General features: G+C 47.5%; 19 protein-coding genes and 1 riboswitch. Of the genes, 5 read left to right on the plus strand and 14 right to left on the minus strand.

Annotated elements, in window-relative coordinates:
• Window positions 1-123 precede the first annotated feature (123 nt).
• From C6P11_RS07195 to C6P11_RS07210, 4 genes are all read left to right on the plus strand, one after another.
• Window positions 124-1,059, plus strand: a complete 936-nt coding sequence (locus tag C6P11_RS07195) for a dihydroorotate oxidase (protein ID WP_135519891.1) — start codon at window positions 124-126, stop codon at window positions 1,057-1,059.
• 23 nt (window positions 1,060-1,082) lie between these two features.
• Window positions 1,083-1,172: riboswitch (TPP riboswitch) on the plus strand.
• 108 nt (window positions 1,173-1,280) lie between these two features.
• Window positions 1,281-1,844, plus strand: coding sequence for an ECF transporter S component (locus C6P11_RS07200; protein WP_135519893.1), 564 nt, complete (start codon window positions 1,281-1,283; stop codon window positions 1,842-1,844).
• Between the two features lie 2 nt (window positions 1,845-1,846).
• The gene (locus C6P11_RS07205) at window positions 1,847-3,259 is read left to right on the plus strand and encodes an ATP-binding cassette domain-containing protein (RefSeq protein ID WP_135519895.1); all 1,413 of its coding nucleotides are present in this window, start codon (window positions 1,847-1,849) and stop codon (window positions 3,257-3,259) included.
• Entirely contained in the window at window positions 3,252-3,920 is a 669-nt protein-coding gene (locus tag C6P11_RS07210) for an energy-coupling factor transporter transmembrane component T family protein (protein ID WP_135519898.1), read from the plus strand. Before C6P11_RS07205 ends, C6P11_RS07210 begins: the two co-directional genes overlap by 8 nt.
• Before the next feature lie 100 nt (window positions 3,921-4,020).
• On the opposite strand, the gene xylA is transcribed toward C6P11_RS07210, so the two are convergent.
• The 13 genes from xylA to C6P11_RS07275 form a co-directional block, all read right to left on the minus strand.
• Complete coding sequence (gene xylA / locus C6P11_RS07215; RefSeq protein WP_135519900.1) at window positions 4,021-5,406, minus strand: xylose isomerase; 1,386 nt, start codon at window positions 5,404-5,406, stop codon at window positions 4,021-4,023.
• A 256-nt stretch (window positions 5,407-5,662) separates the two neighbouring features.
• Window positions 5,663-6,376: a type I 3-dehydroquinate dehydratase gene (gene aroD / locus C6P11_RS07220; protein WP_135519902.1), complete on the minus strand. Its 714-nt coding sequence runs from the start codon at window positions 6,374-6,376 to the stop codon at window positions 5,663-5,665.
• 1 nt (window position 6,377) lies between these two features.
• The gene (locus C6P11_RS07225; protein ID WP_135519904.1) at window positions 6,378-6,881 is read right to left on the minus strand and encodes a shikimate kinase; all 504 of its coding nucleotides are present in this window, start codon (window positions 6,879-6,881) and stop codon (window positions 6,378-6,380) included.
• Window positions 6,881-8,176 (minus strand): 3-phosphoshikimate 1-carboxyvinyltransferase, encoded by a 1,296-nt coding sequence (gene aroA, locus C6P11_RS07230; protein ID WP_135519907.1) that lies wholly within the window; start codon window positions 8,174-8,176, stop codon window positions 6,881-6,883. The genes C6P11_RS07225 and aroA overlap by 1 nt, the downstream gene beginning before the upstream one ends.
• Window positions 8,177-8,198: 22 nt before the next feature.
• On the minus strand, window positions 8,199-9,377 hold the full coding sequence (gene aroC, locus C6P11_RS07235; protein WP_056973592.1) for a chorismate synthase: 1,179 nt from the start codon (window positions 9,375-9,377) through the stop codon (window positions 8,199-8,201).
• Window positions 9,377-10,444: a 3-dehydroquinate synthase gene (aroB, locus tag C6P11_RS07240; protein ID WP_135519909.1), complete on the minus strand. Its 1,068-nt coding sequence runs from the start codon at window positions 10,442-10,444 to the stop codon at window positions 9,377-9,379. The genes aroC and aroB overlap by 1 nt, the downstream gene beginning before the upstream one ends.
• Window position 10,445: 1 nt before the next feature.
• Window positions 10,446-11,435, minus strand: coding sequence for a 3-deoxy-7-phosphoheptulonate synthase (aroF, locus tag C6P11_RS07245; RefSeq protein ID WP_135519911.1), 990 nt, complete (start codon window positions 11,433-11,435; stop codon window positions 10,446-10,448).
• 2 nt (window positions 11,436-11,437) lie between these two features.
• Window positions 11,438-12,259, minus strand: a complete 822-nt coding sequence (gene aroE, locus C6P11_RS07250) for a shikimate dehydrogenase (protein WP_135519912.1) — start codon at window positions 12,257-12,259, stop codon at window positions 11,438-11,440.
• A gap of 113 nt (window positions 12,260-12,372) precedes the next feature.
• Entirely contained in the window at window positions 12,373-13,059 is a 687-nt protein-coding gene (locus tag C6P11_RS07255; RefSeq protein ID WP_135519913.1) for a VIT1/CCC1 transporter family protein, read from the minus strand.
• Window positions 13,060-13,072: 13 nt separating this feature from the next.
• Window positions 13,073-13,762 carry a VIT1/CCC1 transporter family protein gene (locus C6P11_RS07260; protein ID WP_135519916.1) on the minus strand — a complete coding sequence of 230 codons (690 nt, stop codon included), beginning with the start codon at window positions 13,760-13,762 and terminating at the stop codon, window positions 13,073-13,075.
• Between the two features lie 138 nt (window positions 13,763-13,900).
• Entirely contained in the window at window positions 13,901-15,112 is a 1,212-nt protein-coding gene (locus tag C6P11_RS07265; RefSeq protein ID WP_135519918.1) for an L-lactate MFS transporter, read from the minus strand.
• Window positions 15,113-15,155: 43 nt separating this feature from the next.
• Window positions 15,156-16,091 (minus strand): nitronate monooxygenase, encoded by a 936-nt coding sequence (locus C6P11_RS07270; protein WP_135519920.1) that lies wholly within the window; start codon window positions 16,089-16,091, stop codon window positions 15,156-15,158.
• Between the two features lie 34 nt (window positions 16,092-16,125).
• Entirely contained in the window at window positions 16,126-17,685 is a 1,560-nt protein-coding gene (locus C6P11_RS07275; RefSeq protein ID WP_135519922.1) for an acyl CoA:acetate/3-ketoacid CoA transferase, read from the minus strand.
• 159 nt (window positions 17,686-17,844) lie between these two features.
• On the opposite strand from C6P11_RS07275, the gene C6P11_RS07280 reads away from it, so the two are divergent.
• Window positions 17,845-18,735, plus strand: a complete 891-nt coding sequence (locus tag C6P11_RS07280; protein WP_135519924.1) for a LysR family transcriptional regulator — start codon at window positions 17,845-17,847, stop codon at window positions 18,733-18,735.
• Between the two features lie 55 nt (window positions 18,736-18,790).
• Here C6P11_RS07280 and C6P11_RS07285 read toward each other — a convergent pair whose 3' ends face one another.
• Window positions 18,791-19,015, minus strand: a complete 225-nt coding sequence (locus C6P11_RS07285; protein WP_135519926.1) for a hypothetical protein — start codon at window positions 19,013-19,015, stop codon at window positions 18,791-18,793.
• Window positions 19,016-19,394: the final 379 nt, after the last annotated feature.

A 19,394-nucleotide genomic window follows, 5' to 3' on the forward strand; every position in this document is an offset into this window, starting at 1 on the left:
TATTTGAGAATTAATTCATGAGTAAAACGTTATACCCAAAAAACAGTGTAGTCATAGGCCTTGAAACCTGGTAGACTTAAAAAAATTTAATTTCACAAGAAGACTTTTGGGGGACAAAAAGCCATGACAACTTTGACCGCGAGCATTGCTGATTTTGATTTTGACAACGTATTATTGAACGCTGCTGGCGTATATTGCCAAACAGCATCTGAATTGGACCAAATTCTAGAGGCCAGTGGCGCTGGCTCATTGGTTACGAAGAGTGCCACACCTGCTGAACGCGACGGTAACGCCGGTATCCGTTTTGCTGAAATGCCATTGGGTTCAATCAACTCAATGGGCTTGCCAAATCTTGGCTTGGACTACTACTTGGACTACACAATTACGCACCAAGACGAAAAGCCATTGTTCCTTTCAATCGCCGGTCTGACAAAGGCTGATAACTTGGCGATGTTGCGCGACGTTCAAGCTTCTGACTTTAACGGTTTGGTTGAATTGAACTTGTCTTGCCCAAACGTGCCAGGTAAGCCCCAAACGGCCTACGACTTCGACACAACGCGTGAGATTTTGACTGAGGTCTTCAGCTTCTACACGAAGCCTTTGGGTGTGAAGTTGCCACCTTACTTCGACATCGCCCACTTCGACATGATTGCTGAGATCTTGAACGACTTCCCATTGGCCTTCGTGAACACGATTAATTCAATCGGTAACGGTTTGGTAGTTGATCCTGAAACGGACACAGTTGTTATCGCGCCTAAGGGGGGCTTCGGTTGTCTTGGTGGTGAAATCGTTAAGCCAACAGCCCTTGCTAACGTGCGTGCCTTGCGTCAACGTTTGCGCCCCGAAATCAAGATTATCGGCACTGGCGGCGTGACGAACGGCCGTGATGTGTACGACCACATCCTTTGCGGTGCTGACTTGGTTTCAGTTGGAACGTCACTTTACTTCGAAGGACCCGCTATCTTCGAACGCTTGAACAACGAATTGATCGCCATTATGGCCGAAAAAGGTTACAACCACCTCGACGAATTCCGCGGACAGTTGCAAACCCTCGCCTAACCCCCTATACTTGTGTTAACGAATCAAACAAGCTGGGGTGCCGTTACGGCTGAGATAATACCCATGGAACCTAAGCAGGGTAATGCCTGCCGGGGAGCTTGGTTTGTTTACGATTGAAGTAAACGGACCCCAGTATCGGACTGCGTTTTGCAGTGATGCTGGGGTCCTTTTTTATTTCCATGGCTTTGGGCGATTCGGAATATTATTTGGAGGTTTGCGTCATGCAAACAGTTGTTGAAAACAAGCGCGGTTGGGCGATTCGAGATGTTATTTTCCTAGCCATTATTGCAATTTTCTTTGGGGTTATCTACCAATTATGGGGTGCCTCATACTACTTCTTGTCAGCGACCCCACTTAAGCCATACGCTAATGATATGACCATTGGCGTTTGGTTGATGGCTGGTCCATTGGCCGGTGTGTTGTTGCAAAAGTTTGGTGCAACGACGATTGGTGAAGTATTGGCTGCCGTTGTTGAAATGTTGCTTTTCTCAAGCTGGGGTGCCGCAACGTTGATTTACGGTTTCGTCCAAGGAATCGGTTCAGAACTTGGTTTTGCCCTCACAGGTTACAAGAACTGGAGCAAGCTTGGTTTGAGCCTATCAGTTTTGACGAGCACGATTGTGACGTTTGCCTGGGACTTGGTTAACTCAGGTTACATGGCCTACAAGCCCGGCATGTTGATCACGTTGTTCGTGATTCGTTTGATCTCAGTTGCTTTGTTTGCCGGTGTGTTGGTCTACTTGATTAACGCCTTGGTTGCAAAGTCAGGTTTGATGAAGCGTTAATTATGACATCATTACGTGTTGTAGATTTCAGTTTCGCTTATGAAGCTGATCAGCCAAGCATTTTGAATAAGATAAATTTGGATTTGACGCCCGGTAGTTTCAACTTGATGGTGGGCCCTTCTGGCTCAGGTAAGTCAACGTTGCTCAAAGCGATGGCTGGCTTGCTACCAAAATTTGGTGGCGTCGTCACAAATGGCGATGTCTTGTTAGAAGGTCAATCTATCGGTCCGATTGCACCATTTGAAAAGGCAAAGCGGGTTGCGATGCTGTTTCAAAACCCAGACCGCCAATTTGCAATGCGCACAGCCCGTGAGCAAATCACGTTTGCATTGGAAAACTTGCAGTTACCTATCGCCGACATCGAACGTCGTGTCACAGATGCGATTGCGCGATTGGACTTGGATGGATTAGCCGACCAAGAACTACTAACGCTGTCTGGTGGTGAAAAGCAACGCGTGGCCTTGGCGACAATTTTTGCGATGCAAAGTGACATCATTTTGCTCGATGAACCATTCGCTAATGTCGATCCAGCTGCCCGCCAATTGTTATTGCAAGATCTCAAAGATTTACAACAAACAAATGGCACGACGATTTTGATTTCAGACCACGACTTGTCTGGATACGCCAACCTCGTTGATACCCTTTACCAACTCGATACGGCAACTGGTACGTTGGATAAAGCGAGTCGCGATATGCTAACTAACATCGCACCTACCCCAAACTTTGGTGGCGCACCAGTTGGGGATGGACCATTGCGTTGGCAAGATTTTGGTGTTGCAGTTGGCGACCGCCAATTGTTGCAAGATGCAACCTTTACCGCACCTGCTGGTCAGATTGGGCTGATTTCAGGTGCTAATGGTATTGGCAAGTCAACATTCTTCAAGGGACTCACCCATCAATGCGCGTATGATGGCCAAATTCTTTGGGAAACCGTTGATGGTCGCAAAGTTAAACAAAAGATTTGGTCACAACGTCTTGCGCTAGTCTTTCAATCAGCCATCGATCAATTCGTGACGATGACCGTTGCGAGTGAAATTGCACTCTCGAAAAAGTTCAGTTTGCAAGCAACTTACTGGACGGATGACCGTGTTGCAGATGCGCTTGAAAAGTTGCAATTAAACAACTTGCAGGACCACGTCGTTTATCAACTATCTGGCGGACAACAAAAGAAGTTGCAACTACTGACCATGTTAATCATGGGCCAACCTGTTTTGTTGCTCGATGAACCGCTCGCTGGTTTGGATAGTACATCCGTCAATGTGTTGATGAACTTGCTACAAGAAACGATTCACCAGACCAATCAAACCGTTTTGATGATTTCACATCAACGCCAAGGTCTGACTGGGTTTGTCGATTATGAACTACATTTTGCCGACCAGCACTTAACGCTAATCGGAGGTGCCCAACATGTTTAAGTTGAATCCGACCGTTTTGCTCGTTATTCTGATTGGGATTGGTTTTCAAACCGCCTTTAGTCAATCAATTACGCTGAATATCGTTGTTGCTGTCATCGGTCTACTATACCTACTGCTACAACGTGTTTCCGGTAAAGTCATCGTGATTATGTTGTTAGTTGCTGCCCCACTTGTCTTTGGAACATGGTGGTCATTCATTGCTTTTGGAACTGGTGACACGCATCGCATTGCGTTGGTTTATGCCTCACGTCTTTACGCCTATCTACTGCTTGGCGCAGCGCTGACATTAACCACGCACGTGAAAGATTTGCTTATCAGTTTGCACTTGCATGCCAAGTTGTCATCAACATTTACCTATGGCTTGTTGGCAGCCTTCAATTTGTTACCTCGTGTACGACGCCAAGTTCAAACGATTCGTTACGCCGCCTCATTGCGTGGCATCACCTATCACTTTTGGAGCCCACAATTGTATTTCAAAGCGATTGTCAGTGCCTGGCACTGGTCTGATGACTTAGCCATGGCGATGACGTCACACGGGTTCACGGAAGGTTTTCCACGAACGCAAACCGCGACTGATCCTTTGCCAATCTGGCATTGGATTGTTGCTGTCATTTTGATTGTTGGCTATGCCATTGTGGCATGGATTATCAAACCATACTAAAACAAAACGTGCCTAGCAGGTTCTCACAGGAGCCTGCTAGGCACGTTTTTTATTTTTAACAGATGATTATTTTTTGAGAATGTGAGGTTATTTCAATTAATTACTTGTTGAAAGTCGTACCCAATACTGAGTAGATGTAGTTGTTCAAGGTTGCCTTGATAGCTTCCAAACGACCAGATTGAATCGTTGCGAAGATTTCATCGTTCGTCTTGTTCAAGATGTAATCTTCAAAGTCCTTGAAGGTTACCTTGTCAGCTTCGAAGTCGGCACCGATGCCTGAATCGAATGATGCATAACGCTCCTTGTAGATGTTCTCCAAGAAGTTATCCTCGACCATCTTCAACGCAACACGCAAACCAGCGGCGTAAACATCCATACCGGCCATGTGGGCGTAGAATAAGTCATCAGGCTTGAATGACGCACGGCGAACCTTTGAATCAAAGTTCAAACCACCAGTTGGCAAACCACCGTTCTTAACGAACTCGTACATAACCAATGTTGCTTCATAAATGTCATTAGGGAATTCGTCGATGTCCCAACCAGTTTGCTTGTCACCCATGTTGGCATCCAATGATCCCAACAAACCAGCTTCACGGGCGAAGCGAGCTTCGTGTTCGTAAGTGTGACCGGCCAAGTAAGCGTGATTTCCTTCCAAGTTCAACTTGAAGTCGTTTTCCAAACCGTATGTCTTCAAGAAGGCAATCGTCGTTTGGACGTCAGTATCGTATTGGTGTGCCGTTGGCCCCTTCGGCTTTGGCTCCAACAAGAATTGACCTGTGTAGCCAATTTCGTTAGCGTAATCCTTGGCCAACTTGAAGAACTTGGCGATGTTATCCAACTCACGCTTCGTATCCGTGTTCAACAATGATTCGTAACCTTCACGACCACCCCAAAATACGTATGATTCTGAGTTCAAACGCTTAGCGATTTCCAATGAGTGCTTGATTTGGGCAGCAGCATAAGCAAAGACATCAGCAAATGGCGTCGTGGCACCCCCGGCCAAGAAACGCTTGTTCGTGAACAATGATGATGTATTCCATAGCAACTTCTTGCCAGTTTCGTGCATCTTTTGCTCAATCTTGTCGACAACCTTATCCAAGTTGGCGTTCGTCTCAGCCAACGTGTTTCCTTCTGGTGCCAAGTCACGGTCGTGGAAGGCGAAGTATTCAACGCCCAACTTGTCCATGAACTCAAACATGTAATCAACCTTCTTCAAGGCTTGTTCCATGCTTGTGACATCATCAACACCATCAACATCCCAAGGACGTACGGCAGTTCCTTCACCAAATGGGTCAACCAAACGTTGGTCCATCGTGTGCCAGTAGGCAACTGAGAACTTCAACCAATCCTTCATTGGCTTCGTTTCTCCGTTGATCGTTACAGGCTCCTCAGGGTTATAGAAGTTATATCCCTTGGCGTCCAAAAAGTTAATCCCCTTCTTTCCGCCAAGGCACTCAACCTTAGGGAAGTCAAACAGTTCTGACATAATGCTTTCCTCCAAAATTAGAACAATATCTTCGTTGGCAGCTAAAACTTCGTCAGCTCAGTTGGGTTGATTTGTCCGGACAACCAACTTACAACACCCATTATAGGAGCATAATTTCCAAATGCAAGCCCTTTCATTATTCAAAAGACAGCTTATTTTGAAACACCAAAAATAACTGATAGTTAAATAGTTCTAGTCTGAAAACTTGTACACAAAAAAATAGTGCTGAACGCTTTGCCGTTCAGCACTATAAAGTTTATTCAAAATGTGCTTTTAGTTGTGTCACACCAGGTTGTCCTGGCGCTGATGACTCACCAAGGCTCGCGAATGTTAATTGGGAACCATATTGATACCCGTCGAAACGTGACCGCTGACCAAGTTCGCCCATCGCCATTGTGATTAACGGCTTTGCTTGATCAGCTCCTTTAGTTGCATCCAGCAATCGTTGCACATCCTCATCATCATTTGGCATCACAGCCAGTTTTACAACATCAGCTGGTGTCGCAATCATTTCTTGCAACGTTGCAGCTAAATCAGCGGGCGTCTCGTCAAAATAATGACGTGAACCAATCACGGTAATGACCTGTGATTGCGCATCTTCGACCACATCCCCAACTTCTTCAAGTAACGCCACCTCGACATCCACCGCCGCAACCCGACTTGCAATCGCTAACTGGTATACCCAGTGATAAGCCACGCTATCAAAGTCTTCTTGCCCGCCTTCAAATGTTGTTCGCCACGTGACAATTAACGGCTTATCCGCATTAAAAGCAATGGTTTGCATTTGGCTAGCTTGTAACTCACCCGGATCAGCTAAATAATCCACGCGCCATTCAATCACGTCGGCTTGACTCTCGTTGGCTTGTTCCAACATCACCAACACATCATTCACGGTTTCACCCATGACTGGCACCGCAATCAACGGGCGCTCGGGCCTCGCAATGGCTGACCCAATTTTCAAATTCGTCATCTTATTCACCTAGTAACTCGCGAATTTCAGTTACGACTTCAGCTGCTGTTTTATTATCCGTCGCAATCACGTGACTGGCAGCCGCGTCATATTTCGGCAAGCGGTTACGCCACAAGGCTGCCACTTCCATCAACGTCTTTGAACGCAAAATGGGGCGCGTGTCATCATCGGCCAATCGTTCCATCGTTTGACCAAACGAACCTGATAGATAAAACACTGGCACATTTGCTTCAGACAACAGTTGAATATTACCTGGCGTCTCGATAATGCCGCCACCTGTTGCAATAATGCCCTCATTATTAATGACTTCTTGCAAGACATCATGCTCCAACGCCCGAAAAGCCGGCTCACCCTCTGCGGCAAAAATTTCACCCGGCGTTTGTCCCGTCTTACGAATAATCATTTTATCGGTATCGGTTAATGGCACGGTCAACATTTCAGCTAGTAAACGACCAACCGTCGTCTTGCCGGCCCCCATGAAACCAATCAAAATCGCTGTTTTCATTATGCTTCCACCAATCTTTCTAGGTCCGCAAAGAAGCTTGGATATGACACGCTGACTGAATCAGCGTTTGCCAAAGCAACTTCACCATCCGTCAACAAGGCCGCAATCGCCAGCATCATCCCAATTCGGTGATCGCCTGATGAATCAACCACCGTTGCCTCTTCAACATGCAACGGCGTACCACCGTGCACCAAGAACCCATCTTCGCGAGCCTCGATGTTCGCCCCTAACTTATTGAGTTGCGTGGTCACCGTCGCAATGCGATCCGTTTCTTTCACGTGAAGTTCCTGGGCACCTGTAATCAAGGTGTCGCCAAGCGCTTGCGTCGCCGCCAACACCAGCATCGGAATTTCATCGACCGCTGTCGGAATATCTTCTGACGTAATGGCTGTCGCTTGCAAGGCTTGTGTACGAACAATCAAATCCGCGGTTGGTTCACCTTCTGAAATCACATTATCCAGTTCAATCACTGCACCCATGCGACGCAACAAACGTAAAATGCCGTCACGCGTTGGGTTAATCCCGACGCCGGTCAAGCGCAACTCACTATTTGGCACCAACAATGCGGCCACAATCCAAAACGCAGCCGATGAAATATCACCAGGCACGTTAATCGTTGTCCCAGTCAAAGTTGTGTTCGGCGTCACGATAATATCTTGGCCATCACGGGTAACTGCTACGCCAAACTTTTGCAACATCCGTTCAGTGTGGTCACGCGTCGCCAACGGTTCGGTAATCACCGTTTCGCCTTCAGCTTGCAAGCCAGCTAAAATCAAAGCACTCTTCACTTGCGCAGATGCCACTGGCAAACGGTAGTGAATCCCATGCAAGCCAAAGCCAGGCATCGTCGTCACCGGCAAACGGTGATTCGTCGACACAAAACGGGCCCCCATTTTCGTCAATGGATCAATCACGCGCGCCAATGGACGAGTGCTCAAACTAGCATCCCCAACAAACGTCATCGGGAATGGCTGATTCGCCAACAATCCCATCAACAAGCGCGTACTAGTACCTGAATTCCCCATATCAAGCGGTTCGTCGGGCTCCGTCAACGTCGTAAGTGGTCGGCCGTGCACAACGACACGGTCATCATACCAATCGACGGTTACCCCCAACTGCTGCATGGCGCCCAATGTATTTCGGACATCATCCGAATCGAGCAGTCCGTAAATCGTCGTCTCCCCAGTTGCAATACTCCCCAACATAACCGCACGGTGTGAAATACTCTTGTCCCCCGGTACCGTTAACTGGCCATTAATGCCGGTTGCTGCAGTTTTTAATTGTCGGTTAGTCATAACTTACTCCTTTCGGGGCGACTTAGAAGTTTTTAATTTCGGCACGGTACGCCGCTAATTGCTCCTTCAAACGATCCATATTATCTGTATCAAATTTATCCAAAATGGCAGTGGCCAACTCAATGGCAACCATGTGCTCCGCGATTACGGCAGCTGCGGTAACCGCCGTTGTATCAGAGCGTTCCACTGACGCACGATGGTCTTCGTGGGTATCGATATCGACACTTTGCATTGGTCGATAAAGCGTTGGAATTGGCTTCACAACGCCCTTCACCACCACTGGTTCACCGTTGGTCATCCCACCTTCGAACCCGCCGAGGTTGTTAGACCCGCGGTAGAAACCACGTTCTTCGCTCCAGTAGATTTCGTCCATCACTTCTGAGCCGAACTTTTCAGCGTTCTCAAACCCGCCACCAAATTCAACGCCCTTGAACGCGTTAATGCCAATAATGGCGCGCGCAATCTTGGCATCCAACTTTGTATCAGCGGAAACATATGACCCCAAGCCAACTGGTACGCCGGTTGCGATAACTTGGACTGTACCACCAACCGTGTTGTAATCACGCTTCGTGTCATCCAACAACGTGCGCATCTTTTCATCCGTTTCGGCGTCCAACGTACGTGTTGGGAAACTCTCAGTCACGGCACGCAATTCGGCCAACGTCTTATACTGAGCAATTTGACCCGCATCAGCGCGGACTGGCCCGATGTTTAACACAAACCCGTGCACATCAATACCTAATTCAGCCAACAAACGCTTTGCAACCGCTCCAACCGCAACACGCATGACCGTTTCACGCGCTGATGAACGCTCCAACACATTTCGCAAATCGGCCGAGTGACGATACTTCATCCCCCCAACCAAATCAGCGTGACCTGGGCGTGGGCGCATCACCTTACGCTTGCTGTTTTCTTCGTCAGCTGGCGTGTTGGGATCCATAATCTTTGTCCAGTGATTGTGGTCATCATTGTGCACGTTCAACGCAATCGGTGATCCCAATGTCACCTGGTGGCGTACCCCACCCATAATCGTGACCGTATCAGTCTCAATCACTTGGCGTTGCCCACGACCAGCTGCGTGCTGGCGTCGTGCTAGTTCCGTATTAATATCTTCTTGGGTCAAGTGCAAACCAGCTGGAATGCCCTCAATAATTGCCACTTCTTCCGGGCCGTGACTCTCACCCGCCGTCATATAACGCATTATTCTGGGTTTCCTTCCACGAATTCTTTCATTGCTGCTAACTCTTTTTTAACAATCACTGGCTTGCCCGGTGCCGCAATGGCGACCAACTGCAATGTGCCAGATTGATTTTTCTTATCATTCTTCAAATGGTCGTAAAAGTCACCTTTACCAATCAATGGTGAAAAGACTTGTAGACCAACGGGTGCCAAACGCTCAACCAACGCATCAGTCAAACCTGGTTCTGTAATCCCGTCACGCTCAAAGCGGTCCGAAATAGCGACCATACCAGCAGCGACCGCTTCACCGTGGCGCAATGACCCATGAGCCATCAACTCGATGGCGTGACCAAAGGTGTGACCGAAGTTCAACACCTTGCGCACGCCACCCTCTTTTTCATCGGCCATCACAATATCAGCCTTATATTGCACGGATTGTTCAATCAGCCATTGTGCATTGGCACGCACGTCGGCGACCGTCTTCATGCGACCAGTCCATTGCCAGAACTCGCCACCAGCCAAAGCTGACGTCTTGACGACTTCGGCATAACCTTCAACTAGGTCACGGTCGTCCAATGTGTCCAAATATTCTGGGTCGATGATCACCAAATCTGGTTGGTAAAAAGTCCCCATAATATTTTTCACATCATCCATGTTAATGGCGTTCTTGCCACCAACACTTGAATCAACTTGAGCCGTCAGCGACGTCGCCACTTGAATAAAGGCAATGCCACGCATATAAACTGACGCCACAAAACCGGCCACATCACCGATGACGCCACCGCCGAGCGCAATCACCCCATCTTGACGCGTAAAGCCATTTTCAGCCATCACACCAACTAGATAGTTGACCGCCTCCAAGGATTTCGTTTGTTCACCCGCCGGCAAGACCGCTGGTACAACCTCAAATCCATTCAACGTCAAATTTTGCGCCGTCACAGCCAAATAATAAGTGGCGACATTTTCATCTGACACCAACAGTACCTTACGCTTTGACCAAACCCGAGCAACTTGTTCACCAATTGCATGGCGCAAACCAGCTTGAATTTCAATGCGATATTGCTTGTCAGGTAATGTTACTTGAATCATATTATCCCCTTACAATTTCGTGAATCGCGCGCGCCTTGTCGGCTAATTCAGCAAATTGTGCTGGCGTCAAAGCTTGCGCACCATCAACAAAGGCCGCTTCTGGGCGATTGTGAATTTCGACCATCAACCCTTGTGCGCCAGCCGCCACCGCTGCCAAGCCAACTGATGTCACGTGGTGTGCAACACCGGCTGCGTGTGATGGATCGGCCAAAACCGGATAATGTGTTAATTCTTGCAAAACCGGAATGGCACTCACATCCATGGTATTACGCGTGTATTTGTTATCAAACGTGCGAATGCCGCGCTCAATCAAGATAATTTGGTCATTACCTTCTGACGCGATATATTCAGCCGCACTTAAAAGCTCATCAATCAAGGCGCTCATACCGCGCTTCAATGCGACGGGCTTACTTTGTTGCCCAAGCGCCTTCAATAAGCTGAAATTCTGCATATTGCGCGTGCCAACTTGGAAAATATCGGTATATTGTCCAACAATTTCAACATCACGCGTATCCATAATTTCAGTAATCATGTCCATCCCCAAGGCATCAGCTGCTTGGCGGTGCATTTGCAACCCGGCCTCACCTAATCCTTGGAAGCTATATGGACTTGTACGTGGCTTGTATGACCCACCACGAAGCAACGTTGCACCTGCTTCTTGCACAGCTGCGCCCATCGCCAAAACGTGGTCAGCTGACTCAATCGAATCTGGCCCCGCCATCAAGACAAAATTGCCACCACCAATTACTGAATGCGCAGTCGTAATGACCGTATCAGCCGGGTGGAAAAGACGCGAACTTTTCAACGCCGCTGGGTGCTTTTCAATCACTTCAGCAACATCAGCCTCATTCACAAATGGGACTTCTGCCAACGTTTTAATCGTCGCAAAGCCCACGCGTTCCTCGTGTGCGTACACATTTTTCAAGCCGGCTGCTGTCGCTGCTGCGAGAGCCTGTTGCGCAGCTTGCACATTCTTCATGACTAAAATCATGGTTACTCTTCTCCTTCTTCAGCCGGCATAATCGCCTGCTTCATGACGTTGATATCAGGTAATTGACCGGTCCATTGTTCAAAACTCAATGCACCCTGACCAATCAACATGGCAAGGCCATCATCTGCTTGACGTCCGGCTGCACGGGCTGCAGCCACGAATGGCGTTGGCTCTTTCTTATAGATAATATCAACCACTTGGACATCTGGTTGGGTTTCATAGAATTGTTCAGTTGATAGAATCGAGATATCTGACTGCATCCCCACGTTCGTCGCGTTCACAATCAAATCAGCATATGGCAAATACATCCCAATTTCATCCAAATCATGCAATTCAACGCCTGCCAAATCATTGACCATCGCAGCTTTTTCCGGGAAACGGTCGCTTTGACGGTTGAACACGTGCAACGTTACCGACTTTGGTGCCGTCGCCATAATGGCGCGGGCTGCCCCACCAGTCCCAATCAAAATTACTTGATCAGCTGGCTCACGTAACGTCCGCCAAAAGCCAGCGCCGTCGGTTGAATCACCAATCGTTTTGCCATCGCGAATCACGACGGTGTTGACCGCTGAAAGGCGACGAGCTAATGGCGTCAGGTCATCCAAGTACAACATAATTGCTTCCTTAAACGGCATCGTCACATTGAAGCCCGCCACGCCGGATGCAATTAAGCTTTTAAACGTCGCCGCCAACGCATTTGGTGCGACTTCATAGGCATCGTATTGCGCATCAATGCCCGCCTGTTTAAACGCGGCATTATGCATTGCTGGTGATTTTGAATGACGGGCTGGGTAGCCCAAAAGTCCATATCGTGTCGTTGCCATATCAAGTGCGCTCCTCACTCCTGTTGTTACCTTCCAGCTTACCAAATTAAAGCCAATTAACAAAAAAGACCGAGCCTAAACTCAGTCTTACTTAATGTTTATTTTACCTAACTTTAGAAGAACATGCCAATGCCATAGTGTATAGCAATCGTTAAAAGTCCGATAACGACGTTACGCTTAATCGCTTTGATCGGAAATCCCTTCCCAATCACGGCACTTAGATACCCAGTCAACGCAACGGCAACCACCGTCGCGCAAATCGTGGCCAAGAACTCCCAGCGCGGTGTGGCTAAAATCATCGCCAACAATGGGAACGCCCCACCAATGGCCGCACAAATCAAAGATGAAACGGCCGCTGACCATGGACTCACATAGTGGCCCAATTGAACATCGTACTTCGTGGCCAAAATCGTTTCCAACGGCGCCTTGGCCATCAACTCATCCGCAATCTTACCGGCAGTTTCAGTCGTTACCCCACGTGAAACGTAAAACGCGCGAATATCTTCCGCTACCCCAGCTGGGTTCACGCGCAATCGTTGTGTTTCACGATCCACAACCACCTTTTCAGCATCCGCTTGTGATGACACTGACGCATATTCGCCAGACGCCATCGACAACGCACACGCCAACAGGTCAGCCAAACCAGCAATAAAGATTGTAAATTGATTGCTCGTCGCTGCTCCAACCGAGAACAACACGCCAACAACTGTCAAAATACCGTCGTTCGAACCAAGCACACCGGCACGAATCGCATTCAAGCGTTCTTCCATCGTTTGATGGGTTTTTACCTTATTATTCATGATGCAATCCCCCTTAGTGTCCGATTAACGTTCCGATATAGTACGTCACGACCATTGTGAAAATACCCGCCACGATGTTGCGAATCGTCGCTCGCTTTTCGTTGGCCCCAGACAAATGAGCAGCTGAATACCCGGTAATCGCCAACGCAATCAGCACGGCAATCCCCGTCGCAATGACACGCTCTTTTACTGGGAACAACGTAATTGCCAACATTGGCAACAATGATCCCAACGGAAAGGCAATCATCGATGCCATTGCCGCCCCAATCGCCGAAACCTCGTGGTGCAAACTGAAGCCATAGCGTTCACGTACCGTCGTCCCCAACGCATCGTTAGCCATCATTTCTTTGGTTGCTTGCGTTGCCAATTCATCAGAAATTCCTTGCGCGGCATACTTGTTCTTTACAAATTCAAATTCAGTATCGTATTGCGTTTTAAGCGCTGCCTCTTGCACCTTCTCCGCCTTCACTTGCGCATCATTTTGTGAGTGAACTGATGTATATTCTCCCATTGCCATCGACACCGTTCCCGCCAACGCCCCAGCGAAACCGGCAATGAAAATCGCGAATGAATTCGTCGTCGCGCCGGCCACACCAATAACGATTCCTGATACTGACAGAATCCCATCGTTGGCTCCCATCACGGCGGCACGAATCAAATTATTACGCTGCGCCAGCGTTTGCTTATCATGTTCCTTACTCATGTCTCCAACCCCTTCTACTTTTTACCTTTTATTAGTTTACACCGAAACAAAAGATTTTTATTTATGACTATAAGTAAGTGTGATGAGCACCAAAAAAGGACCCTCGTAACCAGCGAGGATCCTTTTCGAAATAATTATTTAGTTTGCACGCTTCTTAAGCTGTACGTAAGCGAAGTTCAAGACGATACCAACCAGCGCAATCACAATGGCAACGTAGAATGCCTTTGAGAAATCACCTGATTGACCAGCCATACCAACGGCAACCTTTGGTGCGAAGAAAGCTGCAACTGAGTAACCCACGAATGTGATACCGTAGTTAACACCTTGATTGATGGGACCAAAGTTTTCCATCACCATTGGTGGGAAGACACCCATCACACCACCGAACGTCAAACCTAGCGCGATGATACCGATAGCGAAGCCAATTTGTGAGTTCATACCAAGGATCAACGCAAAGGCTGCGATAACCACAATCATAATGATGTAAAGGGTCCTGTTACGACCAATCTTGTCAGAAATCGTGCCCCACAACACACGACCAAGCGTGTTGCTCAATGAGTACAAGCTGACATAACCTGCGGCCGTCGCAGCCGTCAAACCAAACATGCGTTGACCGATTGTTGAAGCGTTTGACGCAATCATCAAACCAGCAAATGCACCTGTAAATAGCATGAAGAAAATCAAGTAAAACGCTGGCGTGGCCAACATTTGTGTCCAGTTCTTGTTTACCATCTTTGGTGCACCGGCTTGTTCAGCTGGTGACCAACCGGCTGGTGCGTAATCCTTTGGCGCAGTTTTAATGAAAAAACCAGCCAAAATGATGATCACAACGTACGCCAATCCCAAGTAAAGGAAAGCGTTCATGACATTTGAAGATTCGATAATTGCGTTCGCAATCGGTGCGGCGATAATTGCGGCACCACCCATGCCGGCCGTGATAATACCAGAAGCCAAGCCCTTCTTATCAGGGAAAAGCTTGATACTGTTACTCAACGCACCTGAGTATGCAAACCCTTGTCCAAGACCTGCTAATACACCGTATGACAAGTAAAGCATCGTTGTGCTCGTCGCAAAGCCAGTCAAGAAGAAGCCGACTGCAAATAGGACACCACCCAAGACGATTGACCACTTAGCCAATCCTTTATCTGTTAAGAAACCACCTAGGATCATTGGGATGGGTCCAATTGCTGAGTTGATTGCGAAAGCCGTCATAATAGCTTCCATCGACCAACCCTTTTCGGCACTTAGTGGACCAGCCAACACACTGAAGGCATAAATAGCACCTGTACATAGCAAAACCACTGCAGAGGCAATTAGCACTGCCCAACGATTAATTGTTTTGTTTGTCATATTCCTAACTCCTCAGTTCCCAACCAGGGAACCTGATATTTAATTAGTAAGTAATCTTCAAGTTGTTAACCACTTCTTCAGCTTCGTTGAACAATCCTTCAATGATGTCCTTTACTGAACGCTTGCTGTTAACCATACCTGAAATCTCACCGGCCATAACTGAACCGTTTTCAACGTCACCCTCAAAGACAGCCTTTGACAATGATCCCAATGACAACTCTTCCAAGGCGTCACGTGAAGCACCTGAGTACTCAAGCTCAAGGTACTTAGCAATCATAGGGTTCTTGATTGAACGAACTGGGGCACCTGAACGACGACCCGTAACCGTCGTAGCCGTGTCATCGGCATCCAAAACGGCTTGCTTGAAGGCATCTGGCACTGGCGTTTCGTCAGCCGTCAAGAAGATCGTACCAGCTTGGATACCTTGGGCACCCAAAGCGTAAGCAGCGGCAACACCACGTCCGTCACCGATACCACCGGCAGCGATAACTGGGATGTTAACAGCTGACGCAACTTGTGGCACCAATGCCATCGTTGTTGTCTCACCAACGTGACCACCTGATTCCATACCTTCAGCAACAACGGCTACGGCACCCAAATCTTCCATCTTCTTAGCCAACTTAACTGAAGGGATAACTGGGATAACCTTGATACCAGCTTCAGTCAAAGCAGGCATGTATGCCTTTGGCGTACCCGCACCAGTCATCACGAATGGCACTTCTTCTTCGATGATAACTTCAACCATCTCGGGGATGTTCTTCATCATCAACATCAAGTTAACAGCGAATGGCTTGTCAGTTCCGGCCTTAACCTTGCGGATTTCCTCGCGCAAACCTTCCTTGTCAAAACCAGCTGACGTCAAAACACCCAATCCACCGGCGTTTGATACGGCGATAACCAATTCGTGACGTGAGATACGCGCCATTGATCCTTGAATAAGTGGGTACTTCGTTCCTAGAATTTCTGCAACAGTAGCCATAATTAATAGTCCTCTTTTTCTTTCGTATTTTTTCTTATTGGTTAACTAGGGCTGACAATCCGCCCCATTCTTCAGCAAACAAACCAGCGTCCATTTGCTTCAAGTCTTCACTGATAAGTGGCTTGAAGTCCATGTGTGCCAAGATGTCCTTGTCCAAGTCCATACCTGGTGCAATTTCAGTCAACATCAAACCGTAAGCCGTCAATTCGAAGACAGCACGCTCAGTCACGTAAACAACCGGTTGTTGGTTGGCTGCCGCGTACTTACCTGAGAATGTGATTTGCTCAACATTAGCCACAAACTTAGGGAAACGACCTTCTTCGTCGATGACCAACTTGCCATCTTCAACGTGTTCCTTCAAACCAGCAGCCGTGAACGTTCCTGCAAAGACCAACTTCTTAGCCGTTTGTGAGATGTCGATGAAACCACCAGCACCTGCCACACGACCGTTGAACTTTGAAACGTTGACGTTACCCATTGCATCAGTTTGTGCCAAACCAAGTACTGATAGGTCAATTCCACCACCATCGTAGAAGTCGAATTGAGCATCCATATCAACCGTTGCTTGTGAGTTGTAGGCGTGACCAAAGTCCTTCAAACCGGCAGGCACACCACCAACTGAACCAGCTTCAGTTGTCAAAACGAAGTCGTTGCTTACACCTTCTTCAGCTGCAACCGCTGACACGTTAACTGGAATACCGACACCCAAGTTCAAGATGGCACCTGAACGCAATTCCATCGCTGCACGACGCGCGATAACCTTCTTTGTATCCAAAGGCAAAGCTGGTACTGACTTCAATGGCACACGTACTTCACCAGAAAATGCTGGGTTGTACAACGTGTTTTCCGTTTGGAATTGGTTCTCTGGTTGGGCCACAACAATGTAGTCAACCAAGATACCAGGCACCTTAACCTTCTTAGGGTGTAACGTGTTGTTTTCCGTTACCGCTTCAACTTGGGCGATAACAATACCACCTGAGTTGTGGGCTGCTTGCGCAATGGCTTGCACTTCCATGTCCAAACCTTCCTTATCAAGCGTCAAGTTACCGTTTTCGTCGGCGTACGTACCACGAATCAACGCAACGTTGATTGGGAACGTTGGGTAACGCAACCACTCGTCACCGTCCAAAGAAATCTTCTTCACGATATCTTCAGTCGTCTTGGCGTTCATCTTGGCACCTTCAAAATCTGGATCAACGAACGTTCCCAAACCAATCTTCGTGATGACACCAGGACCCTTCGTTGCAATGTCGTGGTACATACGGGTGATGACACCTTGTGGCAAGTTGTAAGCTTCCAACTCATTGTTGTTAATAGCTTCAGCGATGCGTGGAGAAGCCGCAGCAATACCACCAATCCAACGCTTCAACAAACCAGGGGCGGCCAAGTGGCTCATTCCCTTTTGGTCACGGTTACCAACCGCACTTGAGTGCATTGCCGTCAAACCTTGTGGGTGTGACTCAGTTGCATATCGCTCTTCAAGGGCGATTAAAAGTTCCTCTGCGACACCAGCAAGTCCAAATCCACTTACTGCAAGTGTGTCATTATCTTTAATCAAGTTTACAGCTTCACTTGCTAAAATAACCTTACTCATGGTTGTTACCTCTTTAATTTCGGTATAAAATAATCTAACTAGAAGTTCTGCTTGTTACAAACATCACTTATCAACACAATTAAGTATAGACGCTTGTGAATAAATGAACACAGTCAAAAAGTTTGTTACCCCAACCAAAAGTTACACCAGGAGATTGATATGAGTCTTGAACGCCTTACCTACTTTGTTGATGCCGTTGATCTAGCCAGTTTCACTGCTGCGGCTCAAAAAAATTTCGTTTCGCAAACTGCCATTAGTAAACAAATGAAAAATCTGGAAGATGAAATCGGCACCCCGTTGTTCATCCGTCAGAAAAATCGCGTCACCGTCACGTCAGCTGGTCGTCAGTTTTACAATCACGCCAAGCAACTCGTGAACAACTATGAACAAGCCGTTCAGCTAGCGTACGCAATCGGTTCGACTGATAAGCAGACCTTATCGATTGGTTTCACCACTTACTACGAAACGCAACTCATGTCACCGTTGTTGCATCAGTTTATGGCGGAACATCCTGAAATTGATATCACGATTTCGCAAGATAATTTCCGTGATAATAACCAAGCTTTGTTGTCTCAAACCATTGATATTCTGTTTTCGCGTAATTACGCGCTCAACTCTATCAGTGACTTTGAGCAAATTGAAACGACAACGCTTGAAGAAGGTAATATGATGGTTGCTGTTGCCGAGGATGACGATATTAGTCAATATGACGTCGTGCCCAACGATGCACTCGCCAACCGCGATGTCATATTCGTATCATCCGACGCCAGCATCACTGAGCCCCATGGCTTAACCGATAATGCCCGTCAAGATGGTTATGAATTCAATAGCATCACCCGTATTCAGAGTTTGGAATTGTTGCTAATGTTGATTCGCTTGAATAAACTAATCGCCTTCTTCCCTGAAAACTCACTCTTCAGTACCAACGGTGTCGTGTTCAAGCCCCTCGAAAACACCTCACACCGCTACGAAATCATGCTGGCCACAAACAACCAAAACCCAAATCCAGCCGTCAAAATTTTCACCGACTTCGTTCGTGACAATCAATAGAAAAAAAGACCACTAGGCAATGCACTACTGCATCCTCCTAGTGGTCGTTTTGTTTTCATCGACGCCAAATATCCACATAATCTTCTGGATGTTCAACGAGAGCAAAATATTCTTTTGTATTCGGCAAAGCGAATCTGACTTCACCTGCGTTAACAGGCTGAATGACCCGCATCTTAATCAGGTATTGTTGGACCTCAACGATTTCATTGAAATTCCAGTCCAGCGCTTCCTGAATATTCATCACGTTTGCAGTCTGTCCATCAGATGTCACATCTGTCATAGCTTGCAGAAACCGTACCTGTTCCGTCGTTTATTCTGACGCTACCAATCGATGAATCGCCGATAACTCATCCCAACAGTTTCAGGTATCTTCCCAAACATCAGCTTAACTGTATTTCCCATAAATTCCCCCGCTTTATAACTCACGCGCCTCTTTCTCCATCTTGTTATACTTTCGATCTAAAAGCAACCATTCACTTAAAGCAAGATGATCATCTTCAACAGACTAGAATATCTCGACTGCTGGCGTGGTGGTTGGTTAGACTGGTGGTGCGGAGCTCCTGCGATATTAGCCGGTGCCCAAGCGAAGGAAGGAGCACCAATTATCACTTAGCATCAGTGGATTTCGAGCCGAAAGGCGATGAAACACACTGAGGCTT

The sequence above is a fragment of the Weissella confusa genome (genome assembly GCF_004766315.1).
In the GTDB taxonomy this organism is placed as follows: Bacteria; Bacillota; Bacilli; order Lactobacillales; family Lactobacillaceae; genus Weissella; species Weissella confusa_A.

Bases quoted from the DNA above. Each gene is read 5' to 3' on its own strand.
- C6P11_RS07270 (WP_135519920.1), bottom strand. From the start codon at position 16,091: ATGGCTACTGTTGCAGAAATTCTAGGAACGAAGTACCCACTTATTCAA.
- C6P11_RS07225 (WP_135519904.1), bottom strand. From the start codon at position 6,881: ATGAAAACAGCGATTTTGATTGGTTTCATGGGGGCCGGCAAGACGACG.
- aroC (WP_056973592.1), bottom strand. From the start codon at position 9,377: ATGCGTTATATGACGGCGGGTGAGAGTCACGGCCCGGAAGAAGTGGCA.
- C6P11_RS07205 (WP_135519895.1), top strand. From the start codon at position 1,847: ATGACATCATTACGTGTTGTAGATTTCAGTTTCGCTTATGAAGCTGAT.
- C6P11_RS07275 (WP_135519922.1), bottom strand. From the start codon at position 17,685: ATGAGTAAGGTTATTTTAGCAAGTGAAGCTGTAAACTTGATTAAAGAT.
- C6P11_RS07200 (WP_135519893.1), top strand. From the start codon at position 1,281: ATGCAAACAGTTGTTGAAAACAAGCGCGGTTGGGCGATTCGAGATGTT.
- aroF (WP_135519911.1), bottom strand. From the start codon at position 11,435: ATGATTTTAGTCATGAAGAATGTGCAAGCTGCGCAACAGGCTCTCGCA.
- aroE (WP_135519912.1), bottom strand. From the start codon at position 12,259: ATGGCAACGACACGATATGGACTTTTGGGCTACCCAGCCCGTCATTCA.
- C6P11_RS07260 (WP_135519916.1), bottom strand. From the start codon at position 13,762: ATGAGTAAGGAACATGATAAGCAAACGCTGGCGCAGCGTAATAATTTG.
- aroB (WP_135519909.1), bottom strand. From the start codon at position 10,444: ATGATTCAAGTAACATTACCTGACAAGCAATATCGCATTGAAATTCAA.
- C6P11_RS07195 (WP_135519891.1), top strand. From the start codon at position 124: ATGACAACTTTGACCGCGAGCATTGCTGATTTTGATTTTGACAACGTA.
- C6P11_RS07285 (WP_135519926.1), bottom strand. From the start codon at position 19,015: ATGACAGATGTGACATCTGATGGACAGACTGCAAACGTGATGAATATT.
- C6P11_RS07210 (WP_135519898.1), top strand. From the start codon at position 3,252: ATGTTTAAGTTGAATCCGACCGTTTTGCTCGTTATTCTGATTGGGATT.
- C6P11_RS07255 (WP_135519913.1), bottom strand. From the start codon at position 13,059: ATGAATAATAAGGTAAAAACCCATCAAACGATGGAAGAACGCTTGAAT.
- C6P11_RS07265 (WP_135519918.1), bottom strand. From the start codon at position 15,112: ATGACAAACAAAACAATTAATCGTTGGGCAGTGCTAATTGCCTCTGCA.
- C6P11_RS07280 (WP_135519924.1), top strand. From the start codon at position 17,845: ATGAGTCTTGAACGCCTTACCTACTTTGTTGATGCCGTTGATCTAGCC.
- aroA (WP_135519907.1), bottom strand. From the start codon at position 8,176: ATGACTAACCGACAATTAAAAACTGCAGCAACCGGCATTAATGGCCAG.
- aroD (WP_135519902.1), bottom strand. From the start codon at position 6,376: ATGACGAATTTGAAAATTGGGTCAGCCATTGCGAGGCCCGAGCGCCCG.
- xylA (WP_135519900.1), bottom strand. From the start codon at position 5,406: ATGTCAGAACTGTTTGACTTCCCTAAGGTTGAGTGCCTTGGCGGAAAG.